We start from the raw sequence: 20,326 nt of genomic DNA on the forward strand, positions 1-20,326 counted from the left end.
AAATATGAGGGTACACATAAAAACATACCCTTATTCTTTTAAACTTTGCCATTCATCTCTGGATAAATTTACTATCAAATTGTTTTTATGCCTATCTGGATGGCTTATAACCTTGCTAAACCACTTCTTTGCCTCCTCCTTGTTATCAAGCATTTTGTTAAGCTCCCCAATCATATATATTAGCTGTATTTCATCATATACGTCTATTCCATTATATGCCTTAATATAGAAGTCAAGGGAAAACTTTAAATACTTGTTTTCGTTATCTTTATCAAGCAGCATCCTGTATATCCATGCTATTCTCAAACATGTCTTTGCAAATACTATATCTTTATCCTTCTTTAATTGCGAACAATACAATGATAAAAGATATGCTTCTAATGCTTTTTGTGGTGTCCTTTCACCTGAAAATTCCCTCTTGACCCAATTTGCTGTAACCTTCGATAAAATTTCATTTCGCGATATATCAGTTATTTTGTCAAATTCCGACTCTAAAGCAGCATAACCGCAGTTTGAGCATACAATAACATCATAGAAAAACGGTTCTATGCCTTCATATTTTGTATAAAAATCACTTTTCCTTTCTATAACTTTTAATTGCGATGTCTTGACTTTTGTCATGATAAATTCCCCTTTGCATACAGGACAAATTATTTTTTTATCATATAAATATTTATTCAAAATTCCATCACCTCTGTCAAAATTTGCTGAAATGATTTATAATACATTTTTATTTTCGGTATTCTATGAAAGAATATAAAGTATAATTTAAAAGGTTGGTACATGGTTTAAACATAATTTTTTTTCTTTATAAGACTAAATGTTAAGCCTATAAGCATTACTATCCCTGCATATCCTGCAATAGGATAAAGATAATGTACAAGCTTAGAAAATCCGAATCTGCTGGCTATTAGTGCGATACCGCCTGTTACAATAGTATATGCTTTATATTTTATTGTTCCGGCATTTGTAAGTCTCGCTGAAAATCCATAAAGATTGCCAACAGCTGTTGTATATATTTCTGCAATAAGTATGAAACTATAGATAAGTTTTAAAGAACCTGAAAATCTTCCTGCAATAAAGAGCATTGGAATTTGATAATGAGCTGCCTGAGGCATATTTGTAAGCAGCGCTGATAATATCAGGGCAGCACCAATTCCAAGACCTGTACCTCCAAGCAAGGCACCCCATTTAAGCTTTTTCTTATCCTTTGCCTGTTTCCCTAAGGGAGCAAGTATAGCAACAGACATTATTAAATTATACGATGCATATACAATTCCTGATATAAGGAAATTCTTAACAGCTGCATTTACAGATATGCTTACGCTGCTTATAACTATAATATCAGGTGAATAGAAAATCGCTAATATACTTATGGTAAAAACACCCAAAAGTAATAATGGGACAACAAAAGAAATAGCAGAAATAACACCGGCAATACCTGTAAGCACTGTAAAAACCGATATTATTGCCATTGCAGCAGAACCCAAGGCAGTCGGAAGTCCATACTGCTCTTTGAATATAGCTCCAGAACCTGCTATCATGGCTGTCAAAGCACCAAATAAGAAAAAAATAACTATCCAATCAACTACCTTGCCAAGTATTGGTCCTACAGCTTTTATAATAACCTCATAATAAGAAGATGCATTAAGCTTTAAGCCCAATATAAGTATAATATATCCATAAACAATAAACATAATTGTAGCTATTATAAGTCCTGCAAATCCTTTAGCTCCATGATAGGCAAAAAACTGTAAAACCTCCTGACCTGATGCAAATCCGGCTCCTACAACCGTACCAATATATGTGGCAGAAATAGAAAAAATTGATAAGTCTTTTTTTTTCAAAAAAATCCCGCCTTTCTTAATACAAGTATATTTTAAGCGGGATATAAATTATTATTCTTTTTTATATAATATTACCTTCTTTTATTTAAACATGTGTTATGGCTGCTTCTCGTAAGAGTTTTTCCTTATTTGACATAAGTTTGGTTAAATATTCTATGAAATCATCCTTCAAGTCGTCTCTCTTTAATGCAAATTCTATACATGCCGTGAGATAGCCAAGCTTATCTCCTACATCATATCTCTTGCCTTCAAAATCATATGCATATATTGCCTCATAATTTAAAAGTTCTTTTAATGCATCTGTAAGCTGTATCTCGCCTCCGGCACCGGGTTTTGTATTTTTAAGAATATCAAATATCTTTGGTGATATTATGTACCTTCCAAGTATTGCCATATTTGAAGGTGCATCGTTTTTATCTGGTTTTTCCACAAGATTATTTACATTATAGACCCTTTCCCCAATAGGACTTGCATCAATAATACCGTATTTATTAACATCTTCCTGTCGTACTTCTTGAACCCCTATTATAGAACAATTGTATCGTTCATATTGATCAATCATCTGCTTTAAAACAGGAACCTCAGCATCAACAATATCATCTCCTAATAAAACAGCAAAAGGCTCATTGCCAACAAAGGCATGTGCACAATGTATGGCATGTCCCAATCCCCTGGGTTCTTTTTGTCTTATGTAATGTATATCAACCATATTTGTAATGTCTTCCACAAGATTTAGCAAACCTTCTTTGCCTTTTTTCTCAAGCTCAAGTTCCAATTCTACGGATTTGTCGAAATGGTCTTCTATCGCTCTTTTGTTGCGCCCGGTAATTATAAGTATATCTTCAATCCCTGAATTAACAGCCTCCTCAACTATAAATTGTATTGTTGGCTTGTCTACAATCGGAAGCATTTCCTTCGGCAGTGCCTTGGTAGCGGGTAAAAACCTCGTACCAAGACCTGCCGCCGGAATAATAGCTTTTTTAATTTTCAATATTCCCACCCCATCTTTTATTTCAGCTTAATACTTGTTAAAGTTTAACACCGAATTGGTTTAAAAGCTCCGCCATTTCAGTTTTTATTTCTTCAAGTCTTTTTTCGGTTTTAGCCTCACATCTAACTATAAGCTCCGGTCCTGTATTAGAAGCCCTGACAAGCCCCCAGCCTCCATCAAACAAAACCCTTGCACCATCTATATCTATAATGTCGTAACCTCTTTCTCTGAAATACTTTGTTATACCCTTGACAACATCAAATTTCTTTTCGTCATCGCAATGTAATCTTAACTCTGGTGTAGAGGAATACTTTGGAACATCAGCAAAAAGCTCAGATAATGTTTTGTTTGTATTTGACAATATTCTTAACAGTCTTGCAGCCGCATATGCAGCATCATCATAACCATAATATTCATCAGCAAAAAACATATGTCCTGACATTTCTCCTGTAAAAACAGCATTAATCTCCTTCATTTTAGCTTTTATAAGAGAATGCCCCGTTTTATAAAATATCGGATGTCCTCCAAGCTTTTTGATTTCTTCCGGCAGTGCCTGCGAGCATTTTACTTCTACAATTGCATCGGCACCCGGATGTTTTTTCATGATTTCTCTCCAATATAGAATCATCAACATATCGCCCCAAATTATATTGCCTTTCTCATCAACAACACCTATCCTATCGCCATCACCATCAAAAGCTACCCCAAGGTCTGCCTTAAGCCTTTTAACCTCTTTTATAAGGTCCTGCAGATTTTCTGTCTTAACAGGATCCGGAAAATGGTTAGGAAATGTGGGATCTGACTCACAATAAATAGGATATACATCACAGCCGAGTCCATATATAATATCAGGATAAAAATATGAACCTGTCCCATTTCCACAATCTACAACTACTTTAAGCTTCCTGCTTCCAAGTTTTATCTTGTCTTTTATCATATTTATATAATCATGCACCGGATAAACATATTTTAAATCCCCGGACCCATGCTTGAAATTTCCTTCTTCTGCGATGTGATAAAGTTTCATAAGGTCATCACCGAATATAGTAGAAGAACCAACAGCAACTTTAAATCCATTAAATTGCGAAGGATTATGACTTGCTGTAATCATAATACCTGCATCAAAATTATATAATATGCGAGAATAATAAAAAGCAGGGGTTGATAATACTCCGGCATCGACAACATTGCAGCCTGTTGAATTAAGGCCTTTAATCATAATATTTCTTATTGGTTTTGAGGATATTCTGTTATCTCTGCCAATCAATACATTTTTTATGCCTTTTTCATTTTGAATATATGTGCCAAATGCTTTAGCAATAAGCTCTACTGCTTCTTCGGTTAAATCTTCCTGCCATACCCCTCTGATGTCATACATTCTAAACATATTTTGATTTAATGCCATCATAACTCCTCCTGTTTTATTATTTTAACTTTATTTATAATAAAGTTTGAAAAATTTACAATGGTTCATATATTGAATTTATGAAGCATCATTTAATATTTTATTATCATCGGTATCAATAATATGTATGCCAACATCAATTAACTTGCAATCCCCAATTATGTTAAGCCTTATTTTTGCCCTGTTTTTACGCCTGTCTATCTTTTCTATAAGACCCTCATAGCCCTTTAACGGTCCATCTATTATTTTTATCCTGCCGCCAACATCAATACCTTTAGAAAATCCAATTAAATCAGAATTTCCTGTAAGTGATAAAATAATCCGCATTTCATCCTCTCTAACTACAGCAGGCTCTAATTCCTCTTTTAACAGCTTAGCAAACTTATATATATTATTTATCCTATGATATACTTCATTACACATTTTTGTTTTAATAAATACATAACCGGGAAATAAAAGTTTGATTTTTTCTGTTTTTTGCTTCTCTTTTCTTTCAATAATCTTCCTTCTTGGAATTAATACCTTTAATTCCTTTTTACAAAAAAATATTTCAAGTATCTTGCCCAATTTTTCCTCTTCACCTGTTTTGGTAAAAATGACATACCATTCTTCCACGCTTACAGCACCTTCTCTTTTTAATTTAATTATAATATTCGACAGGATTCTCAAAAATCCCTTCTTTTGTTATGATATTTTATTAAAAATTTTTCTTGAAAATAAATCAGAATTATAGTGAAAATTATTTTGGGGACTATTATCAATTAATCCCCAAAAAAAATCTGTAAAAGCTTAAATCATCAGTAAGTTCCGGATGAAATGATGTTGCAAGAAGATTTGCCTGTTGTGCCGCAACAATTTTATTATCGTATTTCGCAAGGATTCTTACATCCTCACCAATACCTTCTATATATGGTGCCCTTATAAAAACGGCTTCAATTTCATTGTTCGAAACAGCAGGTATCATAAGTTTTGCCTTGAAACTGTCAAGCTGACTTCCATAGGCATTTCTCTTAACCGTAATATCCATTATACCAAGATATACCTTATCATCATTGACAATATGTTTTGCCATAAGTATCATACCTGCACATGTTCCCCATATAGGTATACCTCTGTTATTAAGTTCTATTATTGCATCTTTTAAATCAAAATCTTCTATCATTTTACCTATTGCCGAACTTTCTCCACCTGGTATTATAAGTGCATCAAGACTTAACAATGTTTCTTTGTCCTTTGTTTCTATTGGTTCCACACCTTCGATTTGCTTTAATTTTTCGATATGTTCCCTAACAGAACCCTGTATGGACAGTACACCAACACGCAATATTACCATCCCCTTGACGCATAGAGGTCTTTTTCCTCAAGCTGTCTTATATCAATACTGTTCATAGCTTCTCCAAGACCTTCCGAAACTTCTGCAATGATTTCAGGCTTATCATAATATGTTGTAGCCTTTACAATTGCAGCCGCACGTTTTTCCGGATTTTCTGATTTAAATATACCTGAACCTACAAATACACCTTCTGCTCCAAGCTGCATCATAAGGGCTGCATCTGCAGGTGTTGCAATTCCTCCCGCGGCGAAATTTACTACCGACAATTTCCCATTTTCCGCAACATATTTTACAAGCTCAAAAGGTGCCTGCAGTTCTTTTGCTGCTGTCATAAGTTCTTCTTTTCCCAATGTCGTAAGTTTTTTTATCTCGGCAGTTATTGTCCTCATATGTCTTACTGCTTCAACAACATTGCCTGTGCCGGCTTCGCCCTTTGTTCTTATCATTGATGCACCTTCACCTATTCTTCTTAATGCTTCACCTAAGTTTCTTGCACCACAGACAAAAGGTATCTTAAAAGCCCATTTATCAATGTGATACATTTCATCAGCAGGTGTAAGTACCTCACTTTCATCGATATAATCTATTTTCAGTGCTTCTAAAACCTGTGCCTCTACAAAATGACCTATCCTTACCTTTGCCATTACCGGAATAGATACAGAGGATTTTATTTCCTTAACAATTTTGGGGTCTGACATCCTGGCAACACCTCCCCTTGCCCTGATATCAGCAGGAACCCTTTCAAGTGCCATAACAGCAACAGCCCCGGCTTTTTCAGCAATAATTGCCTCTTCCGGTGTTGTAACATCCATTATTACTCCGCCTTTAAGCATTTGTGCAAGGTTTTTATTTAATTCATACCTTTCATTCATTATTGACATTTCCTCCTAAGATTGTTCTTGATTGAATTTTATTTCTTATATTAATTGTATCTTTTTAATAAGGATAAGTCAATCACTACATTCTCTTAATTCTGTATAAAGCCTCATCAGGCTTTCATTTATTACATTTATATTCTTTATAAGAGATTGAATAGCCTTTCCCTCATTTTTTATGTTTTTAAATTCTTTAAGCCTCGTTAACACTTTATCACTTCTTAATTCCATCTCTTCTATTTTATTTGCAAGTTCTCTTTTTAATTGTTCAATACCTACTACACCCACAGCAACTAATTCATCACCGATGAAATCATAAGTATCATATCGTGATGGGATTATTGTTGGTATATTAAGCTCTTTATTGATTTTATCTGACAACACTGTCATAGCCTCATCTTCCCCATGAACAATAAATATTTTTTCAGGAGCCTTTTTAAATGAAGATAACCAATCCATGATCCCTTTTTGATCTGCATGACCGGAAAAGCTTTCAATGTATTCAATTTCAGCTTTTACATTTATATCTTCGCCAAATATTTTGACATTCTTTTCCCCTTCTAACAATCTTCTCCCAAGTGTTCCCTTGGCTTGATATCCTACGAATAAAATTGTAGATTCAGGTCTCCATAAATTATGTTTTAAATGGTGTTTTATCCGTCCGGCTTCGCACATTCCACTGGCAGATATTATTACAACAGGGGTTTTAATTTCATTCAAACTTTTTGATTCGTCTACACTGCGTGTAAAATGCAGGTTTGGAAAATCAAGAGGGTAATCTCCTTTCTTTATATATTCCTGAGCCTCAGTATCAAAATATTCAATATGTTCTTTAAAAACAGTCGTAACAGATGTGGCAAGCGGACTGTCCACATATACAGGTACTTTGTTGATAAATTCTATTTCATCTTTGTAAAGTTCCCTGTTTCTATGTATTTCATAAAGCAGTTCCTGTGTTCTTTCGACTGCAAAAGAAGGTATAATTACATTTCCTCCCCTTTTAATTGTTTTCATCATTATATCCATTAATTTTTTTGCTTTATCTTCGTTATTCTCATGAAGCCTGTTGCCATATGTAGATTCACATATTACGTAATCTGCTTTCTCGATTATTGACGGATCCCTTAGAATAGGTATGTTTCTATTGCCGAGGTCACCTGAAAAAACTAATTTTGTCTCCTTCTCATTTTCAGTAATATAAACCTCAAGAATTGATGAGCCCAGCATATGACCGGCATCATTAAAAATTACCTTTACATCGTCAGATGGTTTTATTAATTGACCGTAATCAATCCCATAAAATATACTTAAAGATTCATTTGCATCATCTGATGTATATAAGGGCATTCTCATAGGTTTGCCTGCTCTTTTACGTTTTCTGTTTTTCCATTCATTCTCCATCTGCTGTATATATCCGCTGTCCGGAAGCATATACCTGCATAAATCTACAGTGCCTTTTGTCGCATAAATCTTTTCTCTGTATCCCCTTTTATATAAGAGAGGGATTCTTCCACTGTGGTCAATATGTGCATGTGTCAAAAGCATAAAATTTATATCTTTAATATCAAATCCAAACTCCTGATAATTTAACTCCTCTTCGACTTCTCCCCCTTGAAACATCCCGCAATCTACAAGAAATCTTGTATTACCTGTTTCTACAAGATAGCATGAACCTGTAACTTCTTTTGCTGCTCCTAAAAATGTAATTTTCATTAAAAAACCTCCTCAAAAAATTTTTATCAACATTATTTATGGATTTAATTTGCATATTTTTATCATTATATCATAAAACCTCTTTTCTTATGCTGTACATGTATTTTAATACTGTTATGTTATTAATCAAAATTTGTTGTGAAATAATTTGCATTTATTAATTTTTTATTGTAAAATATTTATGTGCCGAATTTTAATAAGCGGGGGATTTATTTTGGGGTGAATTCGTATTTTATACGATAGGGTTGCTCTTTACCGAACCCGTCAACTAACCTCGTAGGCTAAAAGAAAAAGGATTGGTGCTATTGAAGAAAATATTTGCGGCGGCAGTAATTGCTTTTATGCTTTTGCAAATGCCTACTGCCATGGCTATGGAGCTAATGTCTTATGGCTCACAGGGACAAGCAGTATATTCACTTCAAGAAGAACTCACAAATCTTGGGTATGATACCGGTGGTATAGACGGTGTTTTCGGACCGTGTACTCAAAATGCCGTAATTGAGTTCCAGAAAAAATACAATATTTCTGTTGACGGAATAGTAGGTCCTGAAACAATGTCTATATTAGAAAGACTTAATACTGCATCAAGAGGCGGATACAGGCGTATTTCAAATTATAAAATCGTTGATATTGCAAAACAGTATCTGGGAACACCTTACATATACGGCGGCACATCGCCTTCCGGTTTTGATTGTTCAGGCTTTACATCATATGTCTATAATCAAATAGGTTATAACATTGGCAGAACTGCAGAGGATCAATTTTATAACGGAAGAGCAGTAAGCCTTAATAATTTACAGCCTGGTGACCTTTTATTCTTTTCAACCTCCGGTGGTAGTCCAACACATGTTGCGATTTATCTCGGCAATAATCAATTGATGCATATGAGTTTTTCAGCCCAAAGAGCATGCATATCTGATTTCAGCGGGTGGTTCAGAGAAAATTATATCGGTGCAAGAAGATATCTATAAAGAGCAGAATAGCCAAGCAAAATCGCTTGGCTATTTTTATGATACATCATAAGTAAATTCTGTTAGTTTTATATCGATATATATGGGCATATCGCACCTCACAGCAAGAGCTATTGCATCACTGGGTCTTGCATCTAATGTAATAAGACGTCCGTCTTGCTTTATGTGTATTTCAGCATAATAGGTGTTATCCTTTAAATCGGTAATCACTATTTCTTCAATCTTGCCTCCAAGAGCCTCTATAGCTGATTTTAGCAAATCATGTGTTAATGGGCGCGGAGGATTAACCCCTTGTATGGGTATAGCAATATTTTGGGCTTCCAATGCTCCTATTGCTATGGGCAATGTCTTTTTTTCTTCTTCGTCAACTAATAATACCGAAAATTCTCCCGTATTATCTGTTACAACCGTCTTGACTTTAAATTTAATCATTCTTATTCACCTCTTTACAGAATATGGAGATGGTTTTCTTGTCTATCCATCATGAATTAAACTAATCACTTAGTGATTAAAAAAATAATTTGAAATACTTTTGTTTTTTACATTGTAAGATTTTTTAATCTTTCTATTCTCTGCTCAATTGGAGGATGTGTTGCAAATAATTTTTCAACATGTCCAAAAGGGTTTGATATAAACATATGAGCTGTGGCATTAGATGCAGTCCTCATTGGTTTGGAATAACCTCCGATTTTTTCAAGAGCGGAAGCAAGTCCATAGGGGTCTCTCACAATGTAGGCTCCTGTAGCATCTGCAAGATATTCCCTCTGCCTTGAAATAACTGATCTAATAATCATAACAATAAGAGGAGCCACTATCGAAAGAATCAATCCTATAATAACAAGTACCATAACACCATTATCATTTCTATCTCTTTTCCTTCCTTCTCCACCTAATCCAAACCACATGCTGCGAAACATTACATCTCTCAATAAAATTATAAGCCCTGCAACAATTGCCACAACTGTCATAAGTAATATATCCCTGTTTCTGATATGAGATATCTCATGAGCTATTACTCCTTGAAGCTCTTCCCTATTCATCATTTGGAGTAAACCTGTCGTAACACACACTGATGCATGCTGAGGATCCTTACCTGTTGCAAATGCATTTGGCTGAGGCTCATTCATTATATATACCTTCGGCTTTGGTATACCTGCTGCAAGTGCAACCTCTTCTACAACATTATTTAAAACCTGATATTGATTTGGGTCTGCAGGAACAGCTCTGACAGAAGTAAGAGCAATTTTATCTGAATTTTCGTAAGATACCCAGTTATATATAATTATAAAAACAGCTAAAAGAGCTATACCAGATATCCCCCAGTTAAAATACCATACGAAAAAATATCCTATTGCAAAAAGTATCATGGAAAAAAGCACTAAAAATAGATAGGTTTTTCTTACATTTTCTGTTTGTAATTCATACAGGGTTTTTTTCACCATTATATCTCAACACCTCTGTCCATTAAAATTCATCAAAATTGAACATTAACAGGACCTCTTTCTCCTTCATCAACCGGATAATATTCTTTTTGTGTTAATCCCATCATATTTGCAACGATAGATGCAGGTATTCTTTGTTGTGCAGCATTATACTGCATAACAACATCATTGTAAAACTGCCTTGCAAAAGCTATCTTATTTTCTGTATTAGTTAATTCCTCTTGAAGGCTTAAAAAGTTTTGATTTGCCTTTAAATCCGGATAATTTTCTGCAACAGCAAAAACCGTTTTAAGAGCTTCTGTAATTTGATTATTTGTTTCCCCAATATCTTTAACTGATTGTGCTCCCATAGCCTTTGCTCTTAAATCAGCAAGTTTTTCAAAAATTTCTTTTTCATGTGCAGCATAACCTTTTACCGTATTTACAAGATTAGGTATAAGGTCATATCTTCTTTTAAGCTGTACATCAATCTGTGCCCATCCATTCTCTGCTCTGTTCCTTAAATTTACAAAGTTGTTATAAGTTAAAACGTACCACAGAACTACAATAACAAGAATTCCAATTAAAATTATCCATCCCATATTTTTTCCTCCTATTCATACATTTTTATTAATCATTTGTATTCCTTGCAAATTAAAATATGCACCTTAAGTTTATTACAAAACACAAGATAAAGCAATAAACATAAAAGAATTTCTATCATTGTTTCAACTTTAGTATTTCTATTAGTAGTATCAAGTAGCCCACCCTTAGTGTAATTGTTGCCAAAGTTACAAATTATGATGCTCCTACTTCCAAATATCTTCTTAGTTTAGTCAAGAATATTACATCCTACGACCTTTTGTTTATATTCTACCGCAAGATTATGATAAAGCAACACTAAGAGTGGACTACTATTTATCTACGCTATTTCTCTACCCTTGACATCAATACTACACACTACTACACACTCGATGTGGCACGATAGGCTCATCTTGATGTCTGGTCTGTGTTTTTCTATTTGTCCGTTCTCGGGAATATGTCGATAGTGGTTTTTATGGGCATTTTCCGTTCGTGGAAATATGTCCACTATATCATTACAGCTTCTATCCGTTCTCGGGAACAAGTCGACATGGGCAAAATAAAAAGCTGCTATAGCGTACGGTCTTCCTTATCAGGTCGTTTTCCTATGATGTATTTTATCTTATCTAAAGGAAACGGAACTTTAGTCGGTTCAAAGTATTCGATTCCTTCAACGATAGCGATCCGCTCAGCGTAATCTGAGCCAACCGGCACAATCACTCGATCACCAACCTTAATACTTTCGTCTTCAGTTTGGTAGTAGTATGTACTGCCGTCCTCGCTGAACGAAACATTGCAATAAATGACTTCGCCCGGCTTACGTCCAGGCTTTTCACCATCGTCATAGTCATCATCTTCATCGTCGTACTCTATTCCGAACAAGGCGAGGAGTGCCTCCCAGTTCTCCGGATAAGTATTGTCACCGCCATACATCAACCCGCGAGAGCCCTCATAGCGCACAAACAGCGACCACTGTGTACCGTCACAAATTATCATATCGCCCTCTTGCGGATATTCTGACTTCCAATATTCCGTATGGATGCTGTTCCAATCGGCAATAAGCTGCTCTGTCTCCCGAACGGAATATCTCTTCTGTGATTGCGCCTCCGGCAGAAACTTTCCGGAAAAGAGAAATGCTCTTTTATCTGTAAACAAAAGATGGTAAATATCATAGCCGCCGTATCCGCCTATTTCAAAGTAAACTTCAGAGAGTTTTTTAGGCGTCTCCTGCCAGTCAATGTCCTTAAGGCGTTTCAGCCATTTGACGAATTTCGCTTCTTTGAATGAGTCAATCTCGTTGTAGTTCCAGTGACATCCGGAAATGAGCTCTCTATGGATGATTGCCAGCACGGTAAGCGCATCAAGAGCATCAACATTTCCTTCGGCTACTTCGGCTTCACTGAAGTTTTTATCCCGCAGGATGGAAGTGTAAAAAACTCCGTCCTCACAGTATTGCGGATAGTTTGCCTCGATAAAATGCATAAATTCATCATAGAATTCATGAAATAGCGTTTCATACGGCGGTTCATGCATATAATCGCCAACGGTTGATACTGTCGGAGATAGCCTTCCGATATATTTTGTCAGCAAATTGAAGCGAGAGACGTCCTTGCCGATAAACGCTTCCCATTCGTCATAGATTGCCCGGAGCTCATCGTCCAAATAGCTCAAAGCTTTATCCCGGATACCATCCGGCACACCGTAATACGCTTCGGCAATTGCTCCCGTTATTGCGGCTATTGTGTCGCTGTCGCCGCCAAGTGATATTGCTATGCGAATAGCGTCCTCGAACGACTTTGATTCAAGGAAAGCCTCAATTGCCTGCGGCACGGTTTCCTGACATTTCTCATTGAATTGGTAAGTCGGGCGTATCTCATCAATCGTAAAATCAAGTGGATAGTAGTCTTTTGAGATTCTGTCCCGGATTTCGCTTTTCAGGAAGCCTCGGCGCGCCATGTAAACAGCGACCGAAACTGCTTCCGCGCCTTTGATACCTTCCTCATGATTGTGCGTGACCGAGGTTATTGCTTCGGCAAGGCTGGTGGCCTCCGATTCGGTACGGGCGGCAAACCCGGCTGGGCTAATGCGCATAGCCGCCCCGTTTCCGAAGCTATTATATGGCTCCGGATTATCGCTGAACACCCAGCGGGCAAACATTCCGCCGTAACCGCAGTCCGGATACTTACGCCCAATTTCTTGCATATATTTTACCGTTAGTTTACCAAGCAACTGGAGATAGTCACTATTTGAAGCGTAACCACCTATCGGCGGCTCAATGCTTTTTTCAGTTTCCATGATAGCCTTTGCGACGGCGAGGGTCATTATGCTGTCGTCGGTTACAAAACAGCCTTTCGCGAACAGGTCAAAGTCCTTATTCCTGTGGTTATTGAATTCAAATCGCGACCCAACAATGTCGCCAATAATTGCTCCGAGCATAGTTTTCACCCCACTCTTCAATAGTTTGCATATTTATCTGCGATTCGCTCCATATACGCCAGCCATTCATACTCTGTTTCTATTTACTGTAACTCCTTTTTAAGTTTTTCAAGTAACAGTTTTTCTCTTTCCTCAAGAAAGACATCGAAATTACCAAATGACAAATCAACATCCGGTATATAGTGTTTCTTTTTATAATCTGCAAGTTCACCAGCAGGAACCTTTTTGCTAAGCCATTTATCAAAATCCATAGCCTTCTTTTCAATATTGGGGATATTCTCCAATAACTGCAGATTGCCAATATAGTTGCAGCTTTCGATAAAATCGTTTATTTTGCTTTGGGGGACGCCTTTGGCAGCCAGCCGCTTGGGAGTAAACTCACTTTTGGGGAATATATGGTCGACATGAAAATTGTGCCGCAAATCAGCCCAGGGGTATAATATTGAAAGAATTACCAAAGTATCACCCTGCCCGTACTTCGAATACAGCAGATTGTTTATATCGTCCTCGGTAAATTGCAGAGTTCTGTTTGTGCCTTTGAAGCGTTCAATGATTTTTTCCAATGGGAATCCGTTTGATCCGTATTGTTTGATTATATCTCGAACCGGCTTTAATACACCGTCGGGTGAAAAACTGAATACTCGTTTAAGCAGTGAAGATACAAACCACTGTTTAATATTGCGCCTATCCTCAATCCTTGAAGTGGATATTTCAAAGTTGTTTGGTAAGCCAATAGTTTTCAAGTAATAGGCAACCGGGATTATCAGGTTATTTGATGTGATGTTCTCCCGACTGAATCCAAAGCTGCTAATCAGAGTCAGTGCATCACGGATTGCCTTTGTAATGTTATCCCATTCGCTTTCTATTTTAAGCATATTGGTGCGGTTGAAATTATCCACCTTAAATGTGATATCCTCCATGTCACACAAAACGAGACATGCTTTCAGGACAGCATCCTTGTTAATGTTAAAGCCATGCCCGATTTCGTTTATCTCATCGACAAAATCATTTATTTCCTCACGGGCATCCCGATTCTCCCACTGTGCCGTTGCAAAAGATAGCAAGAGGTCGGAATAACTGAGAGTAGTTCCTCCGCTGTTTACGCGAATAAAAATATTCAGCACCTTGTCGAGTTCCGCACTTTGCTCCAAGTAGTAACTGATTATAGGATTTACATGGATTACCTTATGTAGCTTGAATAAGGCTCGATTCGCAAATTTCCCTTTTTCTTTATCGGGAGTTGATAATAAGCCCGACTCAAGCAGGTAATCATTTACCTCGTCCTGTTCTTTTAAATCCAGTATTTTGCCGACAGGAAACCAGTGATGGTTATCATCATTCGCTTTCGCTTCCGTATCGGTTAGAAACTCAAAATCATATTCAAAGTCCTCATCTTCCGGCCTTGAAAGCAGATTCAAATATAATTTTTTCTTTGGGTATGCCTGGGGATTGTCCCAGCGTTTATAGGGCAGCTTATCAGCATATGTACCTTTCAAGGAGATATAAAGTGATGTCAGCCGTTGTTGACCATCCAGCACTGCCATAACATCGTTGCTGCCGCTAATATTTGCTTTTGGGTTGTGACGATTGTCCTTTTTGTGATAATCTCGCAAAAATTCATAGAATTTGAAGTCAGACGCCTTCTCTTTCGGAACCTTCCAAAATAAAAATGCGTTGATAGGATAATCACGCATAAGGCTGTCAAACAACTTTTTGATTTGCTCTTGACTCCATACAAATTCCCTTTGTATGGACGGCAATAGATACTTTTTCGCATGAATATCTGTTATAACCTCATAGATAGTTAGCGGCGTTTGAAACGACATAACGAAATCCTCCATTATCAATTATTATTTATCACTAAGGGGAAAGCCTGTATCTCAATATAATTTACTGCAGAAAGGCTGTCCCCATCAGAAGCTAATCCTCTCGCTCAGCATTTTCATCAAAAATTCTATCAAGTTCTTCATTTGAAGTAATGCCGCGCACTCTATTTCTAACAGGCGTTTTCGACATATCGAGGCGATAAAAATGGTCGCGGCCATCTACTCCTCGTTTTTGTCGAATCAACTGAATCCGTCCAAAAACATCCCAATGCTTCTCTGAAAACTTCGCTAAGCCCACTGCCTTGGGGTAATTATCCTTGCGGCTTGGGTCATGCGGTTCCAATATATCAAAAATGTACCCTTGTGCGTCGGCACGGACAATCACTAAATCCGGGAACATGGAAGTGGTTATACCGCCGACTTCATACGGGATTTCAAGTGACCATTTTTTACGGTCGAGATTGCGCAGCCAGCAAACAGCACCATTGTTCAGCTCTTCTGCAACAACTCCGCTTTCCCAGGGATTCAGCGTTGCTTGGAATATCCCGTCCTCAGAGCAAAAGAGGTGCTGTTCAAGCTTAATGCTATCATCCGATACAGAGAAATCGATTGAATCCGGCAATACCCACGGTACAGCTATCGGTTGGGCTGAAGCATTGATTAATCTTTCATAGACAATCTTTCGTGCTTCGTTCAGCTTTGCGATGGCGCGCTTGTTGTTTTCATAAAGATTAATAAATTCTTTCTCCGCATAGGCATCTATCCGCTCCATAGCGTCCGTATCACTTGTGAGAACAATAATTTCTTTTTTTATATCGATATGGTCGCGGGTACTGTGCCGAATCCAATACTCCTTATGCAAGCCCTCTCCCAAGAGCTTTCCGGCCTGTTCAAAATGCTGGGAAATATCAAATTCGGATACCGTCATAGTCTGTGTCGTCTCATCGAAGGAAATGGCATTGTCTCCATATTCAAATATCAGCGTCCCAAGAGGAAATCCGGTGATTGCAGCCGCTCGACCGTCAAAGTCTCCGCTTTCTTTTATTCGTGCGATTTCCTCATCCATTTTTGATAAAACCGCATTTTTTACAGCTTTCTGTGCCCCCAAGTCAATACCGTCCATTGTCAGCGCGCGGGAAAGCTGTATTAACAATTTGAGCGGCGCCTGCTTGCGGGACGAATCCACCCGATATGTGATAAGTTTATCCATTGCATCAAACACATCAGCATAGGCAAGATTGCGGCCAAGTGTAACAAGCTCTTTATTTGTACCTGTTTCTGTAGGAATAATTGCTTCGCTGTCGCGTAGAGCATTGACCACATTTTTCACTGTATCTTCATCAAAGTACGGAAGAAACAGACTTACACTATTAAGCTCAGCATCGGAAGAAATTCTTCTTGCCAAAGGAGTACGAATCATGCGTCCCAAAAGCTGAGCAATATAAGTGTAGTCCTGCGCACTGCGGAAGGACATCATCGTTTCAGCGCGTGGGCAGTCCCAACCTGTGGAAAGGTTCATTTTGAAAAACACTACCTTCACATTTTCCTCTTCCTCAATTCGGGAGGCTTCAATTTGCTGAATCTCAACGTCACGCACTTTAAGAGTGCCGCGGTCATTAAATGTATGTACCGCTTCCCCGGGCAGTAATTTGCGTCCCAGAGCTTCCTCGAGCAAATCAATGCAAGCCCCTAAATCAGTATGTGTTGCTTCGCGTTCGTTTCCGTCCTCAACTTGAACAACAAGAATTGGATTTACCATTTTTTCGTTTTCGTGTTCACAGTAGGATTTCCAGTGAGCGCATTTTTTGAGCCAATTATCCACTGCCCCTTTAAACATGGTCATATCGGCGCTCAGTTGAATATCTGGGTAGTGAATGATGATTCTGTCCTTTAAAAGTCCGGACTCACGAACCTGCTCGGGCGGAACGATGACTTTTTGAACTGTCGATGTCGTTCCGGCGATTAAATTATCAAATCTCTGGGGTGTTGCTGTCACACCGATAACAAGAGGCATAATGCAGAGCCCGTCGTCCTTGCTGCCTTTAATGAATTTCTGCATGATGGACTGCGCCTTGTTCTCCGCCTGAACGGATGTGAATGTGCCTCTATGCGCCTCATCAATCACCACATAAAACTGCTTTGGGTTACGTCTGGCAGTGTTATTGAGTGTTTCCCAGATGGAATACTGCCGTGTATCAGATGTTCCAGTCAACAGCTTGTCAGAACCGAGTTTTTGTGTGTTCAGAAAATAAATTCGGCCGCCCTCAAAATACTCGGCGCTAAAGGTTGAATCGATAGTCACTAAATCCCGCACACGGATTTTATCAGACTTGCTTTCGATTTTCAGCCGTGTTTGTTCATTGAGTTCAGGTGAATCAGAAAGCCAAATGAACACCGAATCCGGCTCGCCGATTTTATCTGCACTCCCATACAGAATTTCTTCAAAAAGTGTAGTCATGATAATGGTTTTGCCTGAACCGGTAGGCGCGGAAAATGAAATCACTTGCGGGTCACGTTCGCTCCACATCAAGTGCGCCTTATTAATTTTTTCGTGCAATTCGGAAAGAGCCGTTTCCTGAAATGGAAATAGTGTATCTCTCATTTATGAATCCCTCCTGCTTCCCAATACAAAGTTATCAATGTAATCGCGGTATAGTTGGTATGTGTTATTTGCTTTTATCCCAGCAGTCATTTCGCGAAAGGCCTCCTCGGAGTTAGTCACAAAATAGACCACTCTGATATTATCCTCTTCCGAAAGCTTTTCGGCAAACTCCGCATATTTTGTTTCATCAACTAAAACCGCGAAGCCGTTCTGGGGGAGAATTAACATCTCCGGTTCCTCATCGCTGCTTATTTCCGGCCGCTTGCCGATTGCACCCGACTTTAGCCAAAGCAGCGGCAATATTTCGCGGAACTGCCGGCCCAGCGACACGCTGTCTTTATCCAAGAAACCTAATTTGAAGTACTCCACATTGGCAGGAAAGCCTTCGCTCATAGGACGCTTAACTTGCGATGGTACATTGATGGGGCCAAGCAAATCGGAAACCTTCGCTTTGATTTCTTTGAATACCGCCGCTTCTTTTACCACTATGTAAAAGTCTGTGATGTGATCTTGGTCCTCCAGCGCATCCAACCACTCGTCAACAGCATTTACATCAAATAAAATCGACGTTGAATGTTTATCCGAAACAACGAATTTACTATCTGCTTTTACCAATGTTTGTGGCAGCTCTGCTTTTCCATCCTTACCGCGAAACAAAGAAACAAGCTGCTTTTTGGCGCTGGTTGTTAGTTCTGCGGGTTTCTCCACAAAACCAAGCTGATAGAATGAGCGTTCAATTTCTTTTGTCTCAGTCAGGGTTGTGAAGTAATCGCCTGTCAATACTGTACCGTCATCACGTTTGCCAAGGATGCTATACTTTGTCCTCGGCCAAGTTACCGCACGGCAAATACCGTGCTTTTCCCATTCGAGGTCACCGGGTTGGTAGCCTGACTCTTTCAGTTTCTTTGTCTCAGCTTCAGACACTTCGTTATTAGTAACGAGAATGCACCTCCTCTGACCACCGTCCTCTGCATTCAGCAGATTTACAGCATGGAGCGTCGTACCACTACCCGCGAAGAAGTCAACAATGAGGGCGTTTGGTTTGCCAGATACAACATGCCATAATGCATCATGAACAGCATATAGCGATTTTGGATAAGAAAAACTTGTATCCAGCATTGCATTGATCATTTTTGTACCATATTCTTCAGCGTTATATAATGGATCAGTCCATACAGTTTTTGTGTTTTCACTTTCCCGCTGAATTTGTATCTCAATTGTTCCTGCGTTTTCTACTGCCCTTAATAAGGGTAACACCTCATCTTCATTCTTTTTGCTATATCTCCACTTTCGCTCAATACCATTTGAATCGATAGGGTAAACATATATAAAATCTCCAACTTTAACATTAGCTCCTTCAGGATGTTCATCAAGAGGCATAACATCACCAAACTTAACGATATTAAGTCTTTCGTCAACAATAACAGGATAAAAAGTAGTTGCGCGTGCTGTCTGGCTTCGTTCAGATTGATTTCCCCACTTTCTAAAATTACTAATCTCACCACCCAAATGACTTTTTTTGTAAATCTCGCTCGTTTTTGAAACTACAAATATTGCTATTTCATGAGTAACTGCAAATTTTTCTCCTTGCGTACCTCTTGGATTGTGCTGAATAGGCACTGAAAATAGTTTCCTATCAGGGAATATTTCATTAAGGAGCATTGTAAGATGAGCATGCTCATTATCATCAATAGTAACAATCAAAACACCATCATCGGCAAGAATTCTCTTTGCAATCCTCAGCCGTTTTTGCATCATGGACAGCCACTTGCTATGGCGCCAGCTATCAGAGGAATCCACATAATCATTGTTGTATTTCCAATCCCGCGCACCGGTATTATATGGTGGATCGATATAAATGCAATCTACCTGCTTTGGGTATAGGTATTCCATCAACTGAAGGGCGTGGTAGTTGTCTGCTTCAATGAGAGTATGCCATAGACTACTATCAGGCGCATTCTCTACAGAAGCAATCGGCTGGAGCATGGGAAATATCGGTTCGCCGAACTGAGCAACCGAAACAAGCTCCGTAAGCGGGATGGTCATTGTATCGCCTGTTGCCTTGTTACGGCAAAGGGCGGTATCACCATTCAGTTTCACCACTGTATAAATATCATTGATATGGCCAGTTTTTCGTGCAACGGTTGAACCACGTTTAACAGCAACATCGTAAAGCGGCGTGCATTCAGGGATGTGCTCCTCGAATACTAGTCCGAATTTTTTATTTTTAGATAGGCGGGCAAATTCCTGTTCCAATCGACTACGTAAAGATGTGTCAGGGATTTGCCGCAGTAAATCATTGATTGCAGCCATACTTTAGATCC

At 38.3% G+C, this 20,326-nt stretch carries 16 protein-coding genes and 1 riboswitch; of the genes, 1 reads left to right on the plus strand and 15 read right to left on the minus strand.

Annotated elements, in window-relative coordinates; genetic code table 11:
- Positions 1-30: 30 nt before the first annotated feature.
- From AC0LWJ_RS04755 to AC0LWJ_RS04790, 8 genes are all read right to left on the minus strand, one after another.
- Entirely contained in the window at positions 31-684 is a 654-nt protein-coding gene (locus tag AC0LWJ_RS04755) for a DUF2225 domain-containing protein (protein ID WP_474239266.1), read from the minus strand.
- Between the two features lie 104 nt (positions 685-788).
- Complete coding sequence (locus AC0LWJ_RS04760; protein ID WP_474239222.1) at positions 789-1,847, minus strand: YkvI family membrane protein; 1,059 nt, start codon at positions 1,845-1,847, stop codon at positions 789-791.
- An 85-nt stretch (positions 1,848-1,932) separates the two neighbouring features.
- The gene (galU, locus tag AC0LWJ_RS04765) at positions 1,933-2,838 is read right to left on the minus strand and encodes a UTP--glucose-1-phosphate uridylyltransferase GalU (protein WP_474239224.1); all 906 of its coding nucleotides are present in this window, start codon (positions 2,836-2,838) and stop codon (positions 1,933-1,935) included.
- Between the two features lie 37 nt (positions 2,839-2,875).
- The gene (locus AC0LWJ_RS04770) at positions 2,876-4,243 is read right to left on the minus strand and encodes a phosphomannomutase/phosphoglucomutase (protein WP_474239226.1); all 1,368 of its coding nucleotides are present in this window, start codon (positions 4,241-4,243) and stop codon (positions 2,876-2,878) included.
- Positions 4,244-4,321: 78 nt separating this feature from the next.
- On the minus strand, positions 4,322-4,858 hold the full coding sequence (loaP, locus tag AC0LWJ_RS04775) for an antiterminator LoaP (RefSeq protein ID WP_284681052.1): 537 nt from the start codon (positions 4,856-4,858) through the stop codon (positions 4,322-4,324).
- Between the two features lie 142 nt (positions 4,859-5,000).
- Entirely contained in the window at positions 5,001-5,567 is a 567-nt protein-coding gene (pdxT, locus tag AC0LWJ_RS04780; protein ID WP_474239228.1) for a pyridoxal 5'-phosphate synthase glutaminase subunit PdxT, read from the minus strand.
- A 2-nt stretch (positions 5,568-5,569) separates the two neighbouring features.
- Positions 5,570-6,448 (minus strand): pyridoxal 5'-phosphate synthase lyase subunit PdxS, encoded by an 879-nt coding sequence (gene pdxS / locus AC0LWJ_RS04785; RefSeq protein WP_474239231.1) that lies wholly within the window; start codon positions 6,446-6,448, stop codon positions 5,570-5,572.
- Between the two features lie 78 nt (positions 6,449-6,526).
- Positions 6,527-8,164, minus strand: coding sequence for an MBL fold metallo-hydrolase RNA specificity domain-containing protein (locus AC0LWJ_RS04790; protein ID WP_474239233.1), 1,638 nt, complete (start codon positions 8,162-8,164; stop codon positions 6,527-6,529).
- Positions 8,165-8,338: 174 nt separating this feature from the next.
- Positions 8,339-8,463, plus strand: a riboswitch (cyclic di-AMP (ydaO/yuaA leader).
- A gap of 6 nt (positions 8,464-8,469) precedes the next feature.
- Here AC0LWJ_RS04790 and AC0LWJ_RS04795 point away from each other — a divergent pair.
- Positions 8,470-9,135 carry a C40 family peptidase gene (locus AC0LWJ_RS04795; protein ID WP_474239235.1) on the plus strand — a complete coding sequence of 222 codons (666 nt, stop codon included), beginning with the start codon at positions 8,470-8,472 and terminating at the stop codon, positions 9,133-9,135.
- Positions 9,136-9,171: 36 nt separating this feature from the next.
- Here the strand turns inward: AC0LWJ_RS04795 and AC0LWJ_RS04800 are convergent, their stop codons facing one another.
- From AC0LWJ_RS04800 to AC0LWJ_RS04830, 7 genes are all read right to left on the minus strand, one after another.
- A complete protein-coding gene (locus AC0LWJ_RS04800; protein WP_474239237.1) occupies positions 9,172-9,567 on the minus strand; it encodes a bifunctional nuclease family protein in 396 nt (131 codons plus the stop codon).
- A 107-nt stretch (positions 9,568-9,674) separates the two neighbouring features.
- Entirely contained in the window at positions 9,675-10,577 is a 903-nt protein-coding gene (gene htpX, locus AC0LWJ_RS04805) for a zinc metalloprotease HtpX (protein WP_474239239.1), read from the minus strand.
- A 32-nt stretch (positions 10,578-10,609) separates the two neighbouring features.
- A complete protein-coding gene (locus AC0LWJ_RS04810; RefSeq protein ID WP_474239241.1) occupies positions 10,610-11,158 on the minus strand; it encodes a LemA family protein in 549 nt (182 codons plus the stop codon).
- A 550-nt stretch (positions 11,159-11,708) separates the two neighbouring features.
- A complete protein-coding gene (locus AC0LWJ_RS04815) occupies positions 11,709-13,574 on the minus strand; it encodes an ADP-ribosylglycohydrolase family protein (protein WP_474239243.1) in 1,866 nt (621 codons plus the stop codon).
- An 83-nt stretch (positions 13,575-13,657) separates the two neighbouring features.
- Positions 13,658-15,400: a DUF262 domain-containing protein gene (locus AC0LWJ_RS04820; RefSeq protein WP_503031478.1), complete on the minus strand. Its 1,743-nt coding sequence runs from the start codon at positions 15,398-15,400 to the stop codon at positions 13,658-13,660.
- 94 nt (positions 15,401-15,494) lie between these two features.
- Positions 15,495-18,002, minus strand: coding sequence for a DEAD/DEAH box helicase (locus tag AC0LWJ_RS04825; RefSeq protein WP_474239248.1), 2,508 nt, complete (start codon positions 18,000-18,002; stop codon positions 15,495-15,497).
- Complete coding sequence (locus tag AC0LWJ_RS04830; RefSeq protein ID WP_474239249.1) at positions 18,003-20,315, minus strand: site-specific DNA-methyltransferase; 2,313 nt, start codon at positions 20,313-20,315, stop codon at positions 18,003-18,005. It lies immediately after the preceding gene.
- Positions 20,316-20,326 lie beyond the last annotated feature (11 nt).

Source organism: Aceticella sp. 75b-Ac (assembly GCF_056032965.2).